This is a genomic window from Streptomyces deserti (assembly GCF_054782695.1).
Window position 1 is genome coordinate 308,409 of sequence record NZ_BAAGRZ010000005.1, and the last position, 18,158, is coordinate 326,566.

Consider the following 18,158-nt stretch of genomic DNA (forward strand, 5'->3'; position numbering starts at 1 on the left):
CCCGGCTCGGCCAGTGCCACGTGCCACGCACAGTCCTAAAGTACTGCCAACAGTCCAGCGCGGGCGGGGCGTTGGACATGGGCGGAAAGGGACTGCGTGCCGGAGAACAACGACCTCACCGTCGGCCAGCTCCTCCTCGCCGAATACCAGACCGTCAAGGAGGAGCAGAAGACCCGCATCGGCTTCCGCGACAACCTGCTCTACGTCACCCTCACCATCGTCGCCGCCGTCATCGCCGCCGCCGCGCAGGCCGAGCAGCCCGCGATGCTGCTCGCCCTCCCGCCGGTCTGTGTCGTGCTCGGGTGGACGTACCTCGTCAACGACGAGAAGATCTCCGCGATCGGGGCGTACATACGGACCGACCTCGGACCCCGGCTCGCCCAACTCGCCGGTGCCCAGCGGGCGTTCGCCTGGGAGATCGCGCACCGGTCCGACTCCCGGCGGCGCTCCCGCAAGACCATCCAGTGCGCCGTCGACCTGCTCGCCTTCTGCGTCGTGCCGCTCGCCGGGCTCGCCGTCTACTGGGCCGCCGGGGATGTCTCCCCGGGGCTGCTCGTCCTGTCGCTCGTCGAGGCCGTGACCGTGGCCGGGCTGGGGGTCCAGGTCGTGTCGTACGCCCTGCCCATCGGGAGCGTCAGCCCCTCCTGATCACTGCCCTGTCACCCATCGGTACTGCAACTCCGGCCGCCCCACCGTCCCGTACTGCGGGCGCCGGGCCGCGCGGCCCGCGTCCACCAGGTGTTCCAGATAGCGCCGGGCGGTGATGCGCGAGATGCCCACCGCCTCGGCGACGCCGGTCGCCGTCAGGCCCTCCGCGCTGTCCCGCAGGGCGACGGTGACCCGCTCCAGGGTCGGTGCGCTCAACCCCTTCGGCAGCGCGGCCGGGCCCGGCGCACGCAGCGCCGCCAGGGCCCGGTCGACCTCGTCCTGGCCGCTCGCCTCCCCGGCCGCTCCCCGGAACTCCGCGTATCGCACCAGGCGGTCGCGCAGCGTCGCGAAGGTGAACGGCTTCAGCACGTACTGCACGACCCCGAGCGACACCCCCTCCCGCACCACCGTCAGGTCCCGTGCCGAGGTCACCGCGATCACGTCCGCGTGGTACCCGGCCGCCCGCAGGGAACGCGCCAGTTGCAGCCCGTGCACGTCCGGCAGGTGCAGGTCCAGCAGCAGGAGGTCGACGGCCGTACGGTCCAGGCAGCGCCGCGCCTCCGCGCCGGTGTGCGCCTTGCCCACGGCCACGAACCCCGGCACCCGGCCCACGTACATCACATGCGCGTCGGCGGCCACCGGGTCGTCCTCCACCACCAGCACACGGATCGGCTGCTCGCTCGTCATACGTCGCCTCCAGAGCCTGCGGGGGCTGCAGCGCCTGCGGTGCCGACGGTGCCTGCGGAGTCGGCGGTGCCTGCGGTGCCTGCGGTGTCGGCGGAAATGGTGCCCCTGGCGACGGCGGCGCCCCGCAGCGGCAGCCGGACCTCGAACTCCGCCCCGCCCCCTTCGGCCTCCGCCACGGTCAGCGAGCCGCCGTGCCGGGTGGCCGCCTGCCGTACGAGGGCCAGGCCCAGCCCCCGGCCGCCCGGCCCGGACGGCTTGGTCGTGAAGCCCCGCTGGAAGACCGCCTCGGCGTGGGCGGGGTCCACTCCGGGGCCGGTGTCGGACACCCGCAGGACCAGTTCCGCGTCGCCCTCGGTGAGTGCCGTGACCGTGACCCGTGGCCGTACTCCGCCCTGCGCCGCGTCGACCGCGTTGTCGATCAGATTGCCCAGGATGGTGACCAAGTCGCGGGCCGGGAGGCTTTCGGGCAGCAGGCCGTCGTCCAGCCGGCTGTCCTCGGAGACCATCAGCTCCACGCCCCGCTCGTTCGCCTGGGCCGTCTTGCCGAGCAGCAGCGCGGCCAGGACCGGTTCGCTCACCGCGGCGACCACCTGGTCGGTCAGGGCCTGGGCGAGTTCCAGTTCGGCCGTCGCGAAGTCCACGGCCTCCTCGGCGCGGCCCAGCTCGATCAGCGACACCACCGTGTGGAGCCGGTTCGCGGCCTCGTGGGCCTGTGAGCGCAGCGCCTGCGTGAAGCCGCGTTCGGAGTCCAACTCGCCCATGAGGGACTGCAGTTCTGTGACGTCACGGAGTGTGACGACCGTGCCGCGGCGCTCGCCGCCCGACACCGGTGAGGTGTTGACGACCAGGACCCGGTCCGCCGTCAGGTGCACCTCGTCCACCCGTGGCTCCGAGGCCAGCAGCGCGCCCGTGAGCGACGGAGGCAGCCCGAGGTCGGCGACGGACGTGCCCACCACCTCGCCCGAGACGCCCAGCAGCTCCCGCCCGCCGTCGTTGATCAGCGCAACCCTGTACTGCCCGTCCAGCATCAGCAGCCCCTCGCGTACGGCGTGCAGCGCGGCCTGGTGGTAGTCGTGCATACGGCTGAGCTCGGTGGCGTTCATGCCGTGGGTGTGGCGGCGCAGCCGGGCGTTGATGACGTACGTGCCCACGGCGCCCAGAGCGAGCGCCCCCGCCGCGACGCCGATCAGGGCCGTCAGCTGGCTCTGCACGCGCTGGCTGATCTCCTCGACCCTGATGCCCGCGCTGACCAGGCCGACGATCCGGGCGCCGTCCCGGATCGGGGTGACCGCGCGGACCGACGGGCCGAGGGTGCCGGTGTAGGTCTCGGTGAAGGTCTGGCCCCGCAGCGCCTTGTCCGTGTGGCCGCGGAAACGCTGCCCTATCTGGTCCTGGTCGGGGTGGGTCCAGCGGATGCCCTGCGGGTTCATGATCGTGACGAAGTCGACGTCGGTGTCCCGCATCACGCGCAGCGCGTACGGCTGGAGCTCGGCCGTGGGGTCGGGGGAGCGGATCGCTTCCGGCACGGAGGGGGAATCGGCCACCGACCGGGCCACCGCCGTGGCCTGGCGGCCCGCGGCCTCCTCGGCCTGGCTGCGGTCGCTCATGTAGGTGAACAGCGCATATCCGGCCACGACGACCGCGATCAGCACGGCCTGCATGGCGAAGAGCTGGGCCGCCAGGCTGCGGGGTCTCGGGAGCGGGAAGCGCATGTCGTCAGTCTGCCCCTTGGCTGATTGTGAACTAAATGAACGGAAGGGTGACCGCGCTCACAGAGCAGGACATAGTCACGGCATTCCCCAAAACGCATCTTCCGGGAGCACCGCTCCCGATCCCGGGAGTACCGCTCCCGACCCCCGGACGTGAGCCGCACGCCGGTGATGCCGACGACGTCGTCAAGGAGGGCCGCCGTGACCAGCGCAGCCGATACGGCACCTGCCGCACCCAAAGCCAAGCGGGACCGCACGCACTATCTCTACATCGCGGTGATCATCGCGGTCACCGCCGGTATCGCGGTGGGTCTGGCCGCACCCGACTTCGCGGTCGGGCTGAAGCCGATCGGCACGGGTTTCGTGAACCTGATCAAGATGATGATCTCGCCGATCATCTTCTGCACGATCGTGCTGGGCATCGGCTCGGTACGGAAGGCCGCCAAGGTCGGTGCCGTCGGCGGTATCGCCCTCGGCTACTTCATGGTGATGTCGCTGGTCGCCCTGAGCATCGGCCTGGTCGTCGGCAACATCCTGGAGCCGGGCTCGAGCCTCGCGCTGACCGACGCGGTCAAGGAGGCCGGTCACGCACAGGTCGACCCCGAGGCCACCACGAACACCACCGACTTCCTGCTGGGCATCATCCCGACCACGATCGTGTCCGCCTTCACCAATGAGTCGGTCCTGCAGACCCTGCTGATCGCCCTGCTCGCCGGCTTCGCGCTGCAGGGCATGGGCTCGGCGGGCCAGCCGATCCTGCGCGGTATCGAGCACATCCAGCGGCTCGTCTTCCGCATCCTCGCCATGGTGATGTGGGCCGCCCCGATCGGTGCCTTCGGTGCCATCGCCGCCGTCACCGGCTCCGCCGGCCTGGACGCGCTCAAGAGCCTCGCCGTGCTGATGCTCGGCTTCTACGTCACCTGCTTCCTGTTCGTCTTCATCGTGCTCGGCATCCTGCTGCGGGTCGTCTCCGGCCTGAACATCCTCACGCTGTTCAAGTACCTGGGCCGTGAGTTCCTGCTGATCCTGTCCACCTCCTCCTCCGAGTCCGCGCTGCCGCGGCTCATCGCGAAGATGGAGCACATGGGCGTCAGCAAGCCGGTGGTCGGCATCACCGTCCCGACCGGCTACTCCTTCAACCTCGACGGCACCATGATCTACATGACCATGGCCTCGCTGTTCATCGCCGACGCCATGGGCACGCCGATGTCGGTCGGCGAGCAGATCCCGCTGCTGCTCTTCCTGCTGGTCGCCTCGAAGGGTGCCGCCGGTGTCACCGGCGCGGGCCTGGCGACCCTGGCCGGCGGTCTGCAGTCGCACAAGCCGGCCCTGGTGGACGGTATCGGCCTCGTCGTCGGCATCGACCGCTTCATGAGCGAGGCCCGCGCCCTGACCAACTTCGCGGGCAACGCGGTCGCCACCGTGCTGATCGGCACCTGGACCAAGGAGATCGACAAGGAGCGGGTCAACCAGGTCCTCGCCGGGCAGATCCCGTTCGACGAGCAGACGCTCCTGGACGACGGCCACGGCCATGGCCACGGCACCGAGAGCCGTGTCGAGGTCCCGGACCAGGGCGGCGAGAAGGAACTCGCCAAGGCCTGACCCGGCCCCCAGCAGACCCCGGGCGGCTGAGTGTCCCCCCGTCGCTCAGCCGCCCGGTCCTTTCCTTCTCCAGATCTCCCCGAAGTCGCACGACCTCCCGAAGTCTCAGACTCCCCGAAGTCTCACGACCTCCTGGAAGAACCCAACCGCTCAGTTTCGCCACCAGCGCGGTGGCATCGGAGGCGGGCACGCCCGTCGCGGTCAGTACGGTGACCGCGACGGAGCGGCCCGCCTCCCGCGCTTTCAGCAGACCGTCGTTCACCGCCTCCATCAGCGCCATCAGCGTCCGCTCGTGCACGGACGGTCCGGGGCGCGCTGAGTTCCGCGCTCCGCTCACCGGCGGGAATCGTCCACGGACGAGGACGGGTGCCGGGTAGGGTCCCCCTGAGAACCGGCTCAGTGGGGGTGCACCGGTGACCGACGGCGCGACCTGGGTGGCGGACGACGACGCGGCCGACGCACGGGACGGCGGTGCGGCGCGGCCGCGGGTGTTCCTCTCCTACGCGTGGGACGACGACAGGCACAAGAGCTCGGTCGGTGAGCTGGGCCGGCTGCTGCTGAACGGCGGAGTCGACGTGTGGCTCGACGACGTCGAGGCCCCGCGGGGTCCGGAATGGGCCCGGGAGACGGCGCGCGAGATCGAGACCGCCGACTTCGTCCTGGTGATCGCGTCACCCGCCTACAAACGCCGTGCGGCGGGCGAGGAGGAGCCCGGAAAGGGCAGAGGGGTCGCCTGGGAGTCGCGGCTGCTCATCGAGTTCGCGTTCACCCACGAGCAGGACTGGCCCGACCGGGTGCTCAACGTGGTGCTCCCCGGAGGCAGCGCCGAGGACATCCCCTTCTTCCTGTTGCCGAACTCGCGGCACCGGCAGGAGATCCGGGCCCTCACGCCGCAGGGCGTCCGCCCCCTGCTCGACCGCCTCCTGCGCCGACCGGACCGGGCGGTGGGAGGGCCGTCGCCACGCGCGGTCGGCAGGCCGCCGCTGCGGGTCGGCGAACCGCCGCCCGCCGCCGCCTGGTTCCAGGACCGCGAGGTCATGAGCGCCCTGCGCGACAGGGTGCACGAGGGCGGCACGACCGTCGTGTGCCAGATCCTCGACGGGATGGGCGGGGTCGGCAAGAGCCAGCTGGCCGCCCGCTACGCGCAGGAGCGCTTCACGGCCCGCACGATCGACCTCCTGGTCTGGATCAGCGCCACCAGCCGCGACGCCGTCCTCTCCGGCTACGCGCAGGCCGCGAAGGCCGTGCTGCCCGAGTCGGCGCTGAGCGAGGGACCCGAACACGCCGCCCGGGCCTTCCTGGAGTGGCTCGGCTCCTCCCCCGCCCCGGGCTGCCGCTGGCTCGTCGTCCTGGACGACGTCCCCGACCCGGCCACCCTCAACCACCTCTGGCCGCCCACCACCCCGCTGGGCCGCACCCTGCTCACCACCCGGCGCCCCGACGCGGCCCTGTTCACCGAGGAACGCCACCGCGTCACCGTGGGTCTCTACACCGAGGCAGAGGCCCTCTCCTACCTGCGCCGTTCGCTCGCCGGCCGAGGCCGCCCGGAACCCGACGAGGAACTCGCGGCGTTCGCCGCCGACCTCGGGCATCTGCCGATCGCCCTCGCGCAGGCCGGCGCGTACATGGCCGACGCGGAGCTGTCGGTCGCCGAGTACCGCGCGTTGCTGGCCGACGGCACCACCCCGCTGGACGAACTGTCGCCCGAGGACGACGCCCTGCCCGACGGGCAGAGCCATCCCATGGCCCGGGTGTGGGCCCTGTCCGTGGAGCGCGCCGACCGGCTCAACCCGGCCGGACTCGCCCGGCCCATGCTCCAGCTGATCTCGATGCTGTCCCCGGACGGCATCCCCGAGGCCGTCCTGACCAGCGGCTCGGCACTGGCGTATCTCACCGCCGTACGCCGGGCCCTCGAACCGGAGGCGGACGAGCCCCGGGACGTCACGGCCCGGGAGGCCCGCCAGGCCCTGCGGGCCCTGCACCGGCTCAGCCTCGTCACCCACGAGCCCGGCACGCCCCACCAGGCCGTCCGCGCCCACCAGTTGGTGCAGCGGGCGATCCGCGAGGAGATGCCCCGGGAGTGGCGTGACCGGCTCTGCCGATGCCTGGCCAACGCGCTGGCCGAGGTCTGGCCGGACATGGACCGCGACCCGGTGCTCGCCCAGGTGCTGCGCACCAACACCACGGCACTGACCGGCCATTGCGCAGACGCCCTGTACCGCGACGGGATCTTCCCCGTGCTGTACCTGTACGGCCACAGCCTGGGGTGGGCGGGACACGCCGCTGTCGCGCGCGACCACTTCCGGCACCTCACGGACGCGGCGACCCATGCGCTGGGACCGGATCACGCGGACCTCCTGGAGGCCCGGAACGGCCTTGCCCAGTGGACGGGTGAGGCGGGGGACGAGGCCGGCGCGCTCGCCGCGTACGACGCACTGGTCGCCGACGCGGAGCGACTGAAGGGACGCGACGACAAGAGCACGCTCGGGCTGCGGGCCCACCGCATCTGGTGGCTGGGCAGGACCGGGGCCTATCAGGCCGCCGTCGACGCCTGCGAGGAGCTGCTGCCCGTCGTCCAGCGCGAGCTGGGGGAGAACCACCCGGTCACGCTCAACCTGGAACAGAGCTATGTGCACTGGCAGTGGCACTCGCCCGACCCGACGGGGCAGGACCTCGCGGGCTATCGCGGCCGCGTCGAGCGTGCCGAGGAGGTGTTCGGTCCGGACCATCCCATGACGTTCTCGGCCCGGGACGCTCTCGCCCACGCGCTCGAAAGGGCCGGTGCCGCACAGGAGGCCCTCGCGCTCTACGCGGAACTCCTGGACGACATGGGGCGGGTGCTGGGACCGACGCATCCCCAGACGCTCACCACCCGCCGAGGCGCGGCCAAGGCCCGGCAGGCGGCGGGGGACACGGCGGCGGCCGTGGCCGATCTGGAACGGCTCCTCCCCGACGTGGCTCAGGCGCTCGGCGAGGAGGACCTCGAGTACCTGACCGTCCGATTCGAGCTGGCCGTCCTGCGGGGACGGAGCGAGGGCGCGGACATCGCCGTGGCCCTGCTGACCGAGCTGCTGGAGGACACGCGGCGCCTCCACGGCGCCGACTCGGCCGCGGCGAACAACGTGCTGAGCCACCTCGCGGCGTGGCGGGGAGAGGCAGGCGACCTGGCCGGGGCCGTGGCCGCCGCGCAGGAGTCCCTGCACCTGCTGGAGTCGAGCCGTGGGGAGGACGACCACCTCGTCGAGCGGAGTCGGCGAACCCTCCGGCACTGGCTGCTCATGCTGCTCTCCAAGGCCCACGAAAAGGACCTCGCCGGAGAGGTGGCCGCAGCCGACGCCCTCCGTGCCGGCCTCACCGCGTATCCCGCCGCCGAAGACGCCTACACCGAGTACCTCGCGCACATGGCGGACCAGCTGGGCCCCGGCGACCCCCAGACGCTCGCCACGCGCCGGCACCTCGCCCGCTGGCGATGGCACACCGGCGACACGGCCCGCGCCGAGGCCGAGCTCACCGCACTCCTCGCCGACCAGAGCCGGGCCCTGGGCCCGCACACGTACGAGGCCCTCATCACCCGGCACCTGCTGCACCGACTGCGTACGCCGACGCCCTGACGGCGCGGTTGCCTTGACGTCGGCGTCAAGCCGTACGTTCGTACGCATGCGAATCGGCGAGCTGGCCGCACGCGCCGGGACCACGACGCGGACGCTGCGGTACTACGAGGCGCGGGGCCTGCTGCCCGCGCGGCGGGACGCCAACGGCTACCGGACCTACGACGAGACGGATCTGAAGCTGCTGCGGCAGATCAGGACGTTGCAGGACTGCGGGTTCGAGCTGGAGGAGACACGGCCGTTCGTGGAGTGTCTGCGGGCCGGTCACCCGGAGGGCGACACCTGCCCCGCCTCGCTCGCGGTCTACCGGCGCAAGCTGGACGAGCTCGACGCCCTGATCGGGGAGTTGAGTGCCGTGCGGCGGACGGTGGCGCGGCAGCTCGCGCGGGCCGAGCATGCGCGGGACGCGCTGGCGGCCGAGGCGCTGGTTCCGGGTGGTCCGGAACCCGGGTGCGAACGGGGAGGGCAGGGGCTGTGAGCAGGGCGGCAGGCGTGGCAGAGGTGACGGACGAGGACTTCGAGAGGGAGGTGATCGGGGCGGAGCGGCCGGTGCTGGTCGAGTTCACCGCCGACTGGTGCCCGCCGTGCCGGCAGATGGGCCCGGTGCTGAGCGCTCTCGCCGCCGAGGAGGGGGAGCGGCTGAAGGTGGTGCAGCTGGACGTGGACACCAATCCGGAGACGACCAATGCGTACAAGGTGCTGTCGATGCCCACCTTCATGGTGTTCCGCGACGGTGAGCCCGTGAAGTCGATGGTGGGGGCCCGGCCCAAGCGGCGGCTGCTGGAGGAGCTCGCCGACGTGCTGTGACCCCGCCGGGACACCCTGCCGGGCAACAGGAAATCCCCCGAGCAATTGCGCTCGGGGGATTTCCTTGCGTATATTCATTGGTTCGCGACTTCAGGTCGATTCAAACCATTGAAGTCGCGGAGAAGTTCAGTGAGCACAGTATATGCGGGCGGGAGCGGAATTGTCAAACACCGAATTTCCGGACGATGAATTGCGCCGTGAACAGGAATTCATCGACGGGCTGTACGCGCGCGTGGACGCGCTGCGCGGCGACGCCGAGGCCTCGGTGACGGACGCGCTCGCGCAGGGGAACACGCCCATGCAGGCCAGGCTGGAGCGGGACATCCTGGTCGCCGAGCGCTCGGGGCTGCTCGCCGCGCTGAACGCGGTGGACGGTTCGCTCTGCTTCGGCCGCATCGACCTCACCTCGGGCGTCAGCCACCACATCGGCCGGATCGGGCTGCGCGCCGACGACGCCGAGCGCACGCCGATCCTCATCGACTGGCGGGCCGATGTCGCCCGCCCCTTCTACCTGGCCACCGGCCACACCCCGATGGGGCTCAGGCGCCGGCGGCACATCTCCACCGACGGCCGGCAGGTCACCGCCCTGCACGACGAGATCCTCGACCTCGGCGACGACACCCGCACCGGCCACGAGGACCCGACGGGCGACGCCGTGCTGCTCGCCGCGCTGAACTCCGCGCGCACCGGCCGCATGGGCGACATCGTGCGGACCATCCAGGCCGACCAGGACCGCATCATCCGGGCGCCCCATCGTGGGGTGCTCGTCGTCGAGGGCGGGCCCGGCACCGGCAAGACCGCCGTCGCCCTGCACCGCGCCGCCTATCTGCTCTACGAGCACCGGGAGTTGCTGGCCAAGCGGGCCGTGCTGATCGTCGGGCCGAACCCCGCCTTCCTCGGCTACATCGGCGAGGTGCTGCCCTCGCTGGGCGAGACCGGCGTGCTGCTGGCGACGGTCGGGGAGCTGTTCCCGGGCGTGAAGGCGACGGCCACCGACACGCCCGAGGCGGCCGCCGTGAAGGGCCGTGCCGAGATGGCCGACGTCCTCGTCGAGGTCGTACGGAGCCGGCAGGCGCTCCCCGACCCGGTCATCGCGATCGAGCACGACCGCGAGATCCTCATGCTGGACGACGGGCTGGTGGGCGTCGCCCGCGAGCGCACCCGCGCCGCCAAACTGCCGCACAACGCGGCGCGCGAGTACTTCGAGGGCCACATCCTCAACACGCTCACCGACCTGTACGCCGAGCGCATCGGCACCGACCCGTTCGACGGCTCCAGCCTGCTCGACGCCAGCGACATCACCCAGATCCGCGACGACCTCGCCGAGAACCCCGAAGTCTGGTCGGCCATCGACCAGTTGTGGCCGCGGCTCACCCCGCAGCAGCTCGTGGCGGACTTCCTCGCCGCGCCCGAGGAGTTCCTCTCCGACGCGGACGCGGCCGCGATCCGCCGCCCGGTGACCCGGCAGTGGACGGTCGCCGACGTGCCGCTGCTCGACGAGGCCGCCGAACTCCTCGGCGAGGACGACCGGTCGGCGCGGGAGCGCGCGGAGCGCGAGCGGGCGGCGCAGATCGCCTACGCGCAGGGCGTGCTGGACGTCTCGTACGCCTCCCGGACCTACGAGTTCGAGGACAAGGAGGACAGCGACCCCGAGGCCTCCGAGGTGCTGTCCGCGCACGACATCATCGACGCCGAGCGGTTCGCCGAGCGGCACGAGGAGGACGACCACCGCAGCGCCGCCGAGCGCGCGGCGGCCGACCGCACCTGGGCGTTCGGGCACATCATCGTCGACGAGGCGCAGGAGCTGTCGCCGATGGCGTGGCGGCTGCTCATGCGGCGCAGCCCCACCCGCTCGATGACCCTGGTCGGTGACCCGGCGCAGACGGCGGAGGCGGCCGGCGTCGGCTCCTGGGCCAAGATCCTCGAACCGTACGTCGAGGACCGCTGGGAGCACACCCGCCTCGGCGTCAACTACCGCACCCCCGCCGAGATCATGGACGTGGCGGCGGCCGTGGTCCGCGCCGAGCACCCCGGCTTCGAACCGCCGAGCTCGGTGCGCTCCACGGGCGTACGGCCCTGGGCACGGGCCACCGACGACCTGCCGGGCGCCGTGGCCAAGGCGGTGGAGGAACTGACGCCCCACGAGGGCCGCCTCGCGGTCATCGCCCCGCGCGACCTGCACCGCAGGCTGGCCGCCCGGCTGGACGGGGTCACGGCGGGCGCCGAACCCGACCTGACCCAAACGGTCGTCCTGCTGGACCCGCGCCAGGCCAAGGGCCTGGAGTTCGACTCCGTCCTCGTGGTCGAGCCGGGACGGTACGGCACCAGCGACCTGTACGTGGCTCTGACCCGGGCCACCCAGCGGCTGGGGATCCTGCACACCGGCGCCCTGCCGAAGGCGCTGGCGGACGCCTTCGCGCAGGAGTCACCGCAGGTGTAGTCCCGCAGGCCCGCGTCCCTGGGGGCTGCCGCCTCCAGGGACGCGCGTCGGCCTCGCGACAGGCCCTACGCCGGGCGCAGCCACACCGTCGCCAGCGGCGGCAGAGTGAGCCGGATGCTCGCCGGGCGGCCGTGCCAGCCCTGGGGTTCCGGCTTGATGACGGCCGGGTTGGTGACGTCGCTGCCGCCGTAGCGGCCGGCGTCGGTGTTGAGGGCCTCCTGCCAGGCGGGGACGTCCTCGGGAACGCCGAGGCGGTAGTCGTGGCGGACGACCGGCGAGAAGTGCGAGACCGCGAGCAGCGGGGTGCCGTCGGCGTCGAACCTCAGGAACGCGAAGACGTTGTCCTCGGCGGCGTCCCCGACCACCCACTGGAAGCCGGACGGTTCCGTGTCCCGCTGCCACAGGGCGGGGGTGTGCAGGTAGACGGTGTTGAGGTCGCGGACCAGGTCGCGAACGCCCCGGTGGTCGGGTTCGGCGCCGTAGTTCGGGTCCAGCAGCCACCAGTCGGGGCCGTGCGCCTCGGACCACTCGGCGCCCTGGGCGAACTCCTGACCCATGAACAGCAGCTGTTTGCCGGGGTGGGCCCACATGAAGGCCAGGTAGGCGCGGTGGTTGGCGCGCTGCTGCCACCAGTCGCCCGGCATCTTCGACACCAGGGACTTCTTGCCGTGGACGACCTCGTCGTGCGAGATCGGCAGCACGTAGTTCTCGCTGTAGGCGTACACCATCGAGAAGGTCATCTCGTGGTGGTGGTACTGGCGGTGGATCGGCTCGTGGGACATGTACTGCAGCGAGTCGTGCATCCAGCCCATGTTCCACTTCAGCCCGAACCCGAGGCCGCCGAAGCCGCTCGGGCCCTTGTGGTGGGTGGCGCGGGTGACACCGTCCCAGGCGGTCGACTCCTCCGCGATGGTCACGACGCCCGGCACCCGCCGGTACACGGTCGCGTTCATCTCCTGCAGGAACGCCACCGCGTCCAGGTTCTCCCGCCCGCCGTACTGGTTCGGCACCCACTGGCCCGGCTCGCGCGAGTAGTCCAGGTAGAGCATGGACGCCACCGCGTCGACCCGCAGGCCGTCGATGTGGAACTCCTCGCACCAGTACAGGGCGTTGGCGACCAGGAAGTTGCGCACCTCGTTGCGGCCGTAGTCGAACTCCAGCGTGCCCCAGTCGGGGTGCGCGGAGCGCAGCGGGTCCTCGTGCTCGTACAGGGGACGGCCGTCGAACTCGGCGAGCGCCCAGTCGTCGCGCGGGAAGTGCGCCGGCACCCAGTCCATCAGGACGCCGATGCCCGCCTGGTGGAGTGAGTCCACCAGGTACCGGAAGTCGTCGGGGGTGCCGAGCCGGGCCGTCGGGGCGTAGAAGCCGGTGACCTGGTAGCCCCAGGAGCCGCCGAAGGGGTGCTCCGCGATGGGCATCAGCTCGACGTGGGTGAAGCCCAGGTCCTTGACGTACGCGGGGAGCTGCTCGGCGAGCTGACGGTACGTCAGACCTGGCCGCCAGGACGGCAGGTGGACCTCGTAGATGGAGAACGGCGCCTTGTGCGCGGGGGCTTCCGCGCGCTGGGCCAGCCACTCCTCGTCGCCCCACTCGTAGGCGGAGGACGTGATGACCGACGACGTGGCGGGCGGTTCCTCGGTACGGCGGGCCAGCGGGTCGGCGCGCAGGGTCTTGGAGCCGTCGGGGCGGGTGATCTCGAACTTGTACAGCTCGCCCTCGCCGATGCCCGGCACGAACAGCTCCCACACCCCCGACGAGCCCAGCGACCGCATGGGGAAGCCGGTGCCGTCCCAGAAGTTGAAGGTGCCGGCCACCCGCACGCCCCGCGCGTTCGGCGCCCACACCGAGAACCGGGTGCCGACCACACCCTGGTGGGTCATCGGATGCGCGCCCAGCGCCTTCCACAGCTCCTCGTGCCGGCCCTCGCCGATCAGGTGCAGGTCGAACTCGCCCAGCGTGGGCAGGAAGCCGTAGGCGTCCTCGATGTCCTGGACCGTCCCCTCGTACTCGACGAGCAGCCGGTACTCGGGTACCTCCTGCAGCGGCACCAGACCGGAGAAGAAGCCCTCCCCGTCGTCGTGCAGCTCGGCCCGCAGCTCCCCGGCGACGACGGTCACCGACAGGGCGTACGGCCGGAACGCCCGGAAGGCGACCCCGCCGGGCACCAGGTGGGCGCCGAGCACGGTGTGCGGGTCGTGGTGCGTGCCGCTGAGCAGCCGCTCCCGGTCGGCGGCGTCGACGGCGGGGGAGACGGCGACCTCCGCCTCCGGCGGGGCGGCCGCGACGGGGGCGAGCTTCCTGGCCGGGGCCTTCTTGGCTGTCGTCTTCTTCGCCACGGCCTTCTTCGTCGTGGTCTTGGCAGCCGTGGTCTTGGCAGCCTTCGCCGCCGTCGCCTTCGCTGCCGTGGCCTTCGTCGCCGTGGCCTTCTCGGCGGTCGTCTTCGTCGCCGTGGTCTTCTTGGCTGTCGTCTTCTTGGCGGTCGCCTTCTGCGTCGTCGCCTTCTTGGCCAGGGCCTTCGCCGCCGCCTCCTCGGCCGCCGCCACGTTCTTCGCGGCGGTCTTCCTGGCCCTCGCCTGCCCGGGGACCGCCGATTTCTGCGCGGCGGTCTTCTTGGCAGCCGCCTTCTTCGCGGTCGTCTGCTCCGGGACGGCCGCCTTCTTCGCGGCGGCCTTCTTGGTGGTCGTCTTCTTCGCGGCGGCCTTCTTGGCGGTCGTCTGCTCCGGCACCGCCGCCTTCTTCGCGGCGGCCTTCTTCTGCGCGGCCGTCGGCTGCTCGACGCCGGTGGCCTCGGCCGTCTTCTTCGGCTGCGAACCACTGGACTCGGGGCGGGGGGTCACGGGCGGGGCCTCCTCGGCGAAGGTGCGGGTGTCTCAGGTGGTCGGGAGGTGGTCGGGTCGGCCGAGGCCAGCCGGTGCACGGCGGCCATCGGCACCGGCAGCCAGTCGGGGCGGTGCCGGGCCTCGTACACCACCTCGTAGATCGCCTTGTCCGTCTCGTAGGCGCGCAGCAGCACGGGGTCGGTACGCGGGTCGTGGCCGGCGGCCTGCGCGTACCCGGAGCAGAACGCGGCCCGGCACGTCTTCGCCCAGTCCGGCTGCGGCGGATCGGCCGAACGCGCCGCGTAGTCGAACGACCGCAGCATGCCGGCGACGTCCTTCATCGCCGGCTGCGCCATCCGCCGCTCGGCCAGCGGCCGGGCGGGTTCGCCCTCGAAGTCGATCAGCCACCACTCGCCGGCCGGCGAGCGCAGGCACTGCCCGAGGTGCAGGTCGCCGTGGATGCGCTGCGCGGTCCAGGTACGGCCCTCGGCGGCCAGATCGCCCAGCGCCGTGAACGCCGAGTGCAGCCCGGGCGCGTACGGCCGCAGCGCGGGCACCGCCTGTGCGGCCGCCTCCAGCCGCTCGATCATGCCGGCGACCGTCTGCTCCAGCTGGACGTGCCCGAGCGTGACCGTCGGCAGCGCGCGGGCCAGCGCGGTGTGCACCTCGGCCGTGGCACGCCCGAGAGCCCGCGCCTCGGCGGCGAAGTCCTCACCCTTGGCCAGCTCGCGCAGCGCCAGCTCCCAGCCGTCGGCCGCGCCCTGCACAAACGGCTGGAGCACGCCCAGCACATACGGCTCGTCGGCGTAGTCCGCCGAGCCCAGGGCGCCCGCCGCACCGGAGGTCCATTCGACGTCCGCCACCATCCAGGCCGTCGGCGGCGGCACCCTCGGGCAGCCCTCGCGGGCCAGCGCCAGCGGCAGTTCCAGGTCCGGGTTGATCCCGGGCACCACGCGGCGCATCAGCTTCAGAATGAACGTATCGCCATAGACGACCGACGAGTTCGACTGCTCGGCGGTCACCAGGCGCGGCACCAGACCGGCGCGGATCTCCTGGTTCCGGTCCCGTTCGAAACGCAGCCCGCCGATACGGGCCTGGGTGCGCAGGGCCTCCAGGAGCAGCTCGGCGGGCCGGGGGTCGTGCAGGGCCTCGTAGACCGTCCGTCCGGCCAGGGGCCCGTTGGTCACGTGTCCGATCAGCGCGGGCGCCAGCCGGGGCGGCAGCGCCTCGCGCACGCCTATCAGCAGCTGGTAGCAGTCGCCCGGGTGCTCACCGGCACCATGGCCCGGGACGAGCGGCTGATGGGCGCGCACGAGCAGGTGGTAGAGGCCCATTTTGGCCGTGGCCGGCAGCAGCTCGGTGGCCGCGACCAGGGTGAACCCGGTGACCGGACGTCCCTTCCCCGCGAACCAGCGCTGCCGCGGCAGCCACTCCCGCAACAGCGGATCCAGTGACGCAAGGAGGCCGGGAGGGGTCGTGACGGTGCGTGTGACGGCTTCCGACATGGCGTCGCGTCCTTTCCCCGGGGTGGGCGGGGTGTTACTCATGCGTGCCCCGGGCGGGGCGGGAGAAACGCCCCGCCACGGGGTTTGCGGCCTGCCGTGCGGATCTGACGCGGATCCGGCGCCGTCCAGGCCTTTGCCGAGGCCTCGTCCAGGCCTTACGCGGCGTCCTTGCGGAGCCGGAACCAGTAGAAGCCGTGGCCTGCGAGGGTCAGCAGGTACGGCAGTTCACCGATGGCCGGGAAGCGGACCCCACCGAACAGCTCGACCGGATGCCGGCCCTCGAACGCGCTCAGATCCAGCTCGGTGGGCTGCGCGAAGCGTGAGAAGTTGTTCACGCACAGTACGAGGTCGTCCTCGTACTCCCGCAGGAAGGCCAGCACCGCCGGGTTGGAGGACGGCAGTTCGGTGTACGAGCCGAGGCCGAAGGCCACGTTCTGCTTGCGGATCTCGATCATGCGGCGGGTCCAGTGCAGCAGGCTGGACGGCGAGGCCATGGCGGCCTCGACGTTGGTGACCTGGTAGCCGTAGACCGGGTCCATGATCGTCGGCAGGAACAGCCGCCCCGGATCACACGACGAGAAGCCCGCGTTGCGGTCCGGCGTCCACTGCATCGGCGTGCGCACCGCGTCGCGGTCGCCGAGCCAGATGTTGTCGCCCATGCCGATCTCGTCGCCGTAGTAGATGATCGGCGAGCCCGGCAGGGAGAGCAGCAGGGCGGTGAACAGCTCGATCTGGTTGCGGTCGTTGTCCAGCAGCGGCGCCAGGCGCCGCCGGATGCCGATGTTGGCGCGCATGCGCGGGTCCTTGGCGTACTCCGCCCACATGTAGTCGCGCTCTTCGTCGGTGACCATCTCGAGCGTGAGCTCGTCGTGGTTGCGCAGGAAGATGCCCCACTGGCAGCCCGAGGGGATGGCCGGGGTCTTGGCGAGGATCTCGGAGACCGGGTAGCGCGACTCGCGCCGTACGGCCATGAAGATGCGCGGCATGACCGGGAAGTGGAACGCCATGTGGCACTCGTCGCCGCCGGCCTGGTAGTCGCCGAAGTAGTCGACGACGTCCTCGGGCCACTGGTTGGCCTCCGCCAGCAGCACCTTGTCGGGGTACTGGGCGTCGATCTCCTTGCGCACCCGCTTCAGGAAGGCGTGCGTGGCCGGAAGGTTTTCGCAGTTGGTGCCCTCCTGCTGGTACAGGTACGGCACCGCGTCCAGCCGGAACCCGTCGATGCCCAGGTCCAGCCAGAACTTCAGCGCGGAGATCATCTCCTCCTGCACGGCCGGGTTCTCGTAGTTCAGATCCGGCTGGTGCGAGAAGAAGCGGTGCCAGTAGTACTGCTTGCGCACCGGGTCGTACGTCCAGTTGGAGACCTCGGTGTCGACGAAGATGATCCGGGCGTCCTGGTACTGCTTGTCGTCGTCGGCCCACACGTAGTAGTCGCCGTACGGCCCGTCGGGATTGTTTCTCGACTCCTGGAACCACGGGTGCTGGTCGCTGGTGTGGTTCATGACGAAGTCGATGATCACGCGCATGCCGCGCTGGTGGGCGGCGTCGACGAACTCCACGAAGTCGGCGAGGTCGCCGAACTCGGGCAGGACGGCGGTGTAGTCGGAGACGTCGTAGCCGCCGTCCCGCAGCGGGGACTTGAAGAAGGGCGGCAGCCACAGGCAGTCGACCCCCAGCCACTGCAGGTAGTCGAGCTTGGCGGTCAGACCTTTGAGGTCGCCGACGCCGTCGCCGTTGCTGTCCTGGAAGGAGCGGACGAGGACCTCGTAGAAGACGGCGCGCTTGAACCAGTCCGGGTCCCGGTCCTTGGCAGGCGTGTCCTCGAAGGTGTCCTGAACGGGCTCGTTGACGATCATTTTGTGGGTGACCCTCCGATCTGCGGGGTGGACGGTCGCAGAACCGTGAAGACATGCGCGGGCCTATGGCCCGGTTCGAGGCGCACATAGTTGGCCCTGCCCCAGTGATAGGTCTCGCCGGTGAGCTCGTCGCGCACCGGCACCGACTCGTGCCAGTCCAGGCCGAGTTGCGGCATGTCCAACGAGACCGTGGCCTCCTGGGTGTGGTGAGGGTCGAGGTTGGCGACCACCAGAACCGTGTTCGAGCCCTTCCGCTTCGAGTACGCGATCACCGCTTCCTTGTCCACATGGTGGAAGTGCAGGTCGCGCAGCTGCTGCAGGGCGGGGTTCCGGCTACGGATGGTGTTGAGCCGGGTGATCAGGGGGGTGATGGTGCGGCGCTCGCGCTCGGCCGCCTCCCAGTCGCGGTGCCGCAGCTGGTACTTCTCCGAGTCGAGGTATTCCTCGCTGCCTTCCCTGAGCGGGGTGTTCTCGCAC

Annotated in this window: 11 protein-coding genes and 1 pseudogene; 6 read left to right on the forward strand and 6 right to left on the reverse strand. The window is 71.3% G+C overall.

The features are described 5' to 3' along the window. The first annotated feature begins 96 nt into the window (after window positions 1-96). A complete protein-coding gene (locus ACYVMZ_RS13515) occupies window positions 97-648 on the forward strand; it encodes a hypothetical protein (protein ID WP_461079080.1) in 552 nt (183 codons plus the stop codon). Here ACYVMZ_RS13515 and ACYVMZ_RS13520 read toward each other — a convergent pair whose 3' ends face one another. Both ACYVMZ_RS13520 and ACYVMZ_RS13525 read right to left on the reverse strand, forming a co-directional pair. Further along, a complete protein-coding gene (locus ACYVMZ_RS13520; RefSeq protein WP_461079082.1) occupies window positions 649-1,335 on the reverse strand; it encodes a response regulator in 687 nt (228 codons plus the stop codon). Then, window positions 1,332-3,047 carry a sensor histidine kinase gene (locus tag ACYVMZ_RS13525; RefSeq protein ID WP_461079084.1) on the reverse strand — a complete coding sequence of 572 codons (1,716 nt, stop codon included), beginning with the start codon at window positions 3,045-3,047 and terminating at the stop codon, window positions 1,332-1,334. The genes ACYVMZ_RS13520 and ACYVMZ_RS13525 overlap by 4 nt, the downstream gene beginning before the upstream one ends. Window positions 3,048-3,245: 198 nt before the next feature. On the opposite strand from ACYVMZ_RS13525, the gene ACYVMZ_RS13530 reads away from it, so the two are divergent. From ACYVMZ_RS13530 to ACYVMZ_RS13550, 5 genes are all read left to right on the forward strand, one after another. Then, the gene (locus tag ACYVMZ_RS13530) at window positions 3,246-4,646 is read left to right on the forward strand and encodes a cation:dicarboxylate symporter family transporter (RefSeq protein WP_461079086.1); all 1,401 of its coding nucleotides are present in this window, start codon (window positions 3,246-3,248) and stop codon (window positions 4,644-4,646) included. A 413-nt stretch (window positions 4,647-5,059) separates the two neighbouring features. Further along, window positions 5,060-8,257 (forward strand): tetratricopeptide repeat protein, encoded by a 3,198-nt coding sequence (locus tag ACYVMZ_RS13535; protein WP_461079088.1) that lies wholly within the window; start codon window positions 5,060-5,062, stop codon window positions 8,255-8,257. Between the two features lie 46 nt (window positions 8,258-8,303). Beyond that, window positions 8,304-8,732 carry a MerR family transcriptional regulator gene (locus ACYVMZ_RS13540; RefSeq protein ID WP_461079090.1) on the forward strand — a complete coding sequence of 143 codons (429 nt, stop codon included), beginning with the start codon at window positions 8,304-8,306 and terminating at the stop codon, window positions 8,730-8,732. Between the two features lie 14 nt (window positions 8,733-8,746). Next, the gene (trxA, locus tag ACYVMZ_RS13545; RefSeq protein ID WP_461079092.1) at window positions 8,747-9,061 is read left to right on the forward strand and encodes a thioredoxin; all 315 of its coding nucleotides are present in this window, start codon (window positions 8,747-8,749) and stop codon (window positions 9,059-9,061) included. A gap of 142 nt (window positions 9,062-9,203) precedes the next feature. Beyond that, window positions 9,204-11,501 (forward strand): HelD family protein, encoded by a 2,298-nt coding sequence (locus ACYVMZ_RS13550; protein ID WP_461079094.1) that lies wholly within the window; start codon window positions 9,204-9,206, stop codon window positions 11,499-11,501. A gap of 65 nt (window positions 11,502-11,566) precedes the next feature. On the opposite strand, the gene glgB is transcribed toward ACYVMZ_RS13550, so the two are convergent. The 4 genes and pseudogenes from glgB to ACYVMZ_RS13570 all read right to left on the reverse strand — a co-directional run. After that, window positions 11,567-14,338, reverse strand: coding sequence for a 1,4-alpha-glucan branching enzyme (gene glgB / locus ACYVMZ_RS13555; RefSeq protein WP_461079096.1), 2,772 nt, complete (start codon window positions 14,336-14,338; stop codon window positions 11,567-11,569). Then, window positions 14,335-15,825 (reverse strand): maltokinase N-terminal cap-like domain-containing protein, encoded by a 1,491-nt coding sequence (locus ACYVMZ_RS13560; RefSeq protein ID WP_461079098.1) that lies wholly within the window; start codon window positions 15,823-15,825, stop codon window positions 14,335-14,337. The genes glgB and ACYVMZ_RS13560 overlap by 4 nt, the downstream gene beginning before the upstream one ends. 155 nt (window positions 15,826-15,980) lie before the next feature. After that, window positions 15,981-17,681, reverse strand: coding sequence for a maltose alpha-D-glucosyltransferase (treS, locus tag ACYVMZ_RS13565; protein WP_461079100.1), 1,701 nt, complete (start codon window positions 17,679-17,681; stop codon window positions 15,981-15,983). Continuing rightward, window positions 17,678-18,158 (reverse strand): annotated as a pseudogene (locus ACYVMZ_RS13570) (alpha-1,4-glucan--maltose-1-phosphate maltosyltransferase); the annotation flags it as partial. The pseudogene ACYVMZ_RS13570 and the gene treS, both read right to left, overlap by 4 nt.

What these genes read in the sequence shown, in the direction of transcription:
- ACYVMZ_RS13520 (WP_461079082.1), bottom strand. Translation starts at nt 1,335, where the DNA reads ATGACGAGCGAGCAGCCGATCCGTGTGCTGGTGGTGGAGGACGACCCG.
- ACYVMZ_RS13525 (WP_461079084.1), bottom strand. Translation starts at nt 3,047, where the DNA reads ATGCGCTTCCCGCTCCCGAGACCCCGCAGCCTGGCGGCCCAGCTCTTC.
- ACYVMZ_RS13540 (WP_461079090.1), top strand. Translation starts at nt 8,304, where the DNA reads ATGCGAATCGGCGAGCTGGCCGCACGCGCCGGGACCACGACGCGGACG.
- ACYVMZ_RS13550 (WP_461079094.1), top strand. Translation starts at nt 9,204, where the DNA reads ATGCGGGCGGGAGCGGAATTGTCAAACACCGAATTTCCGGACGATGAA.
- ACYVMZ_RS13560 (WP_461079098.1), bottom strand. Translation starts at nt 15,825, where the DNA reads ATGTCGGAAGCCGTCACACGCACCGTCACGACCCCTCCCGGCCTCCTT.
- treS (WP_461079100.1), bottom strand. Translation starts at nt 17,681, where the DNA reads ATGATCGTCAACGAGCCCGTTCAGGACACCTTCGAGGACACGCCTGCC.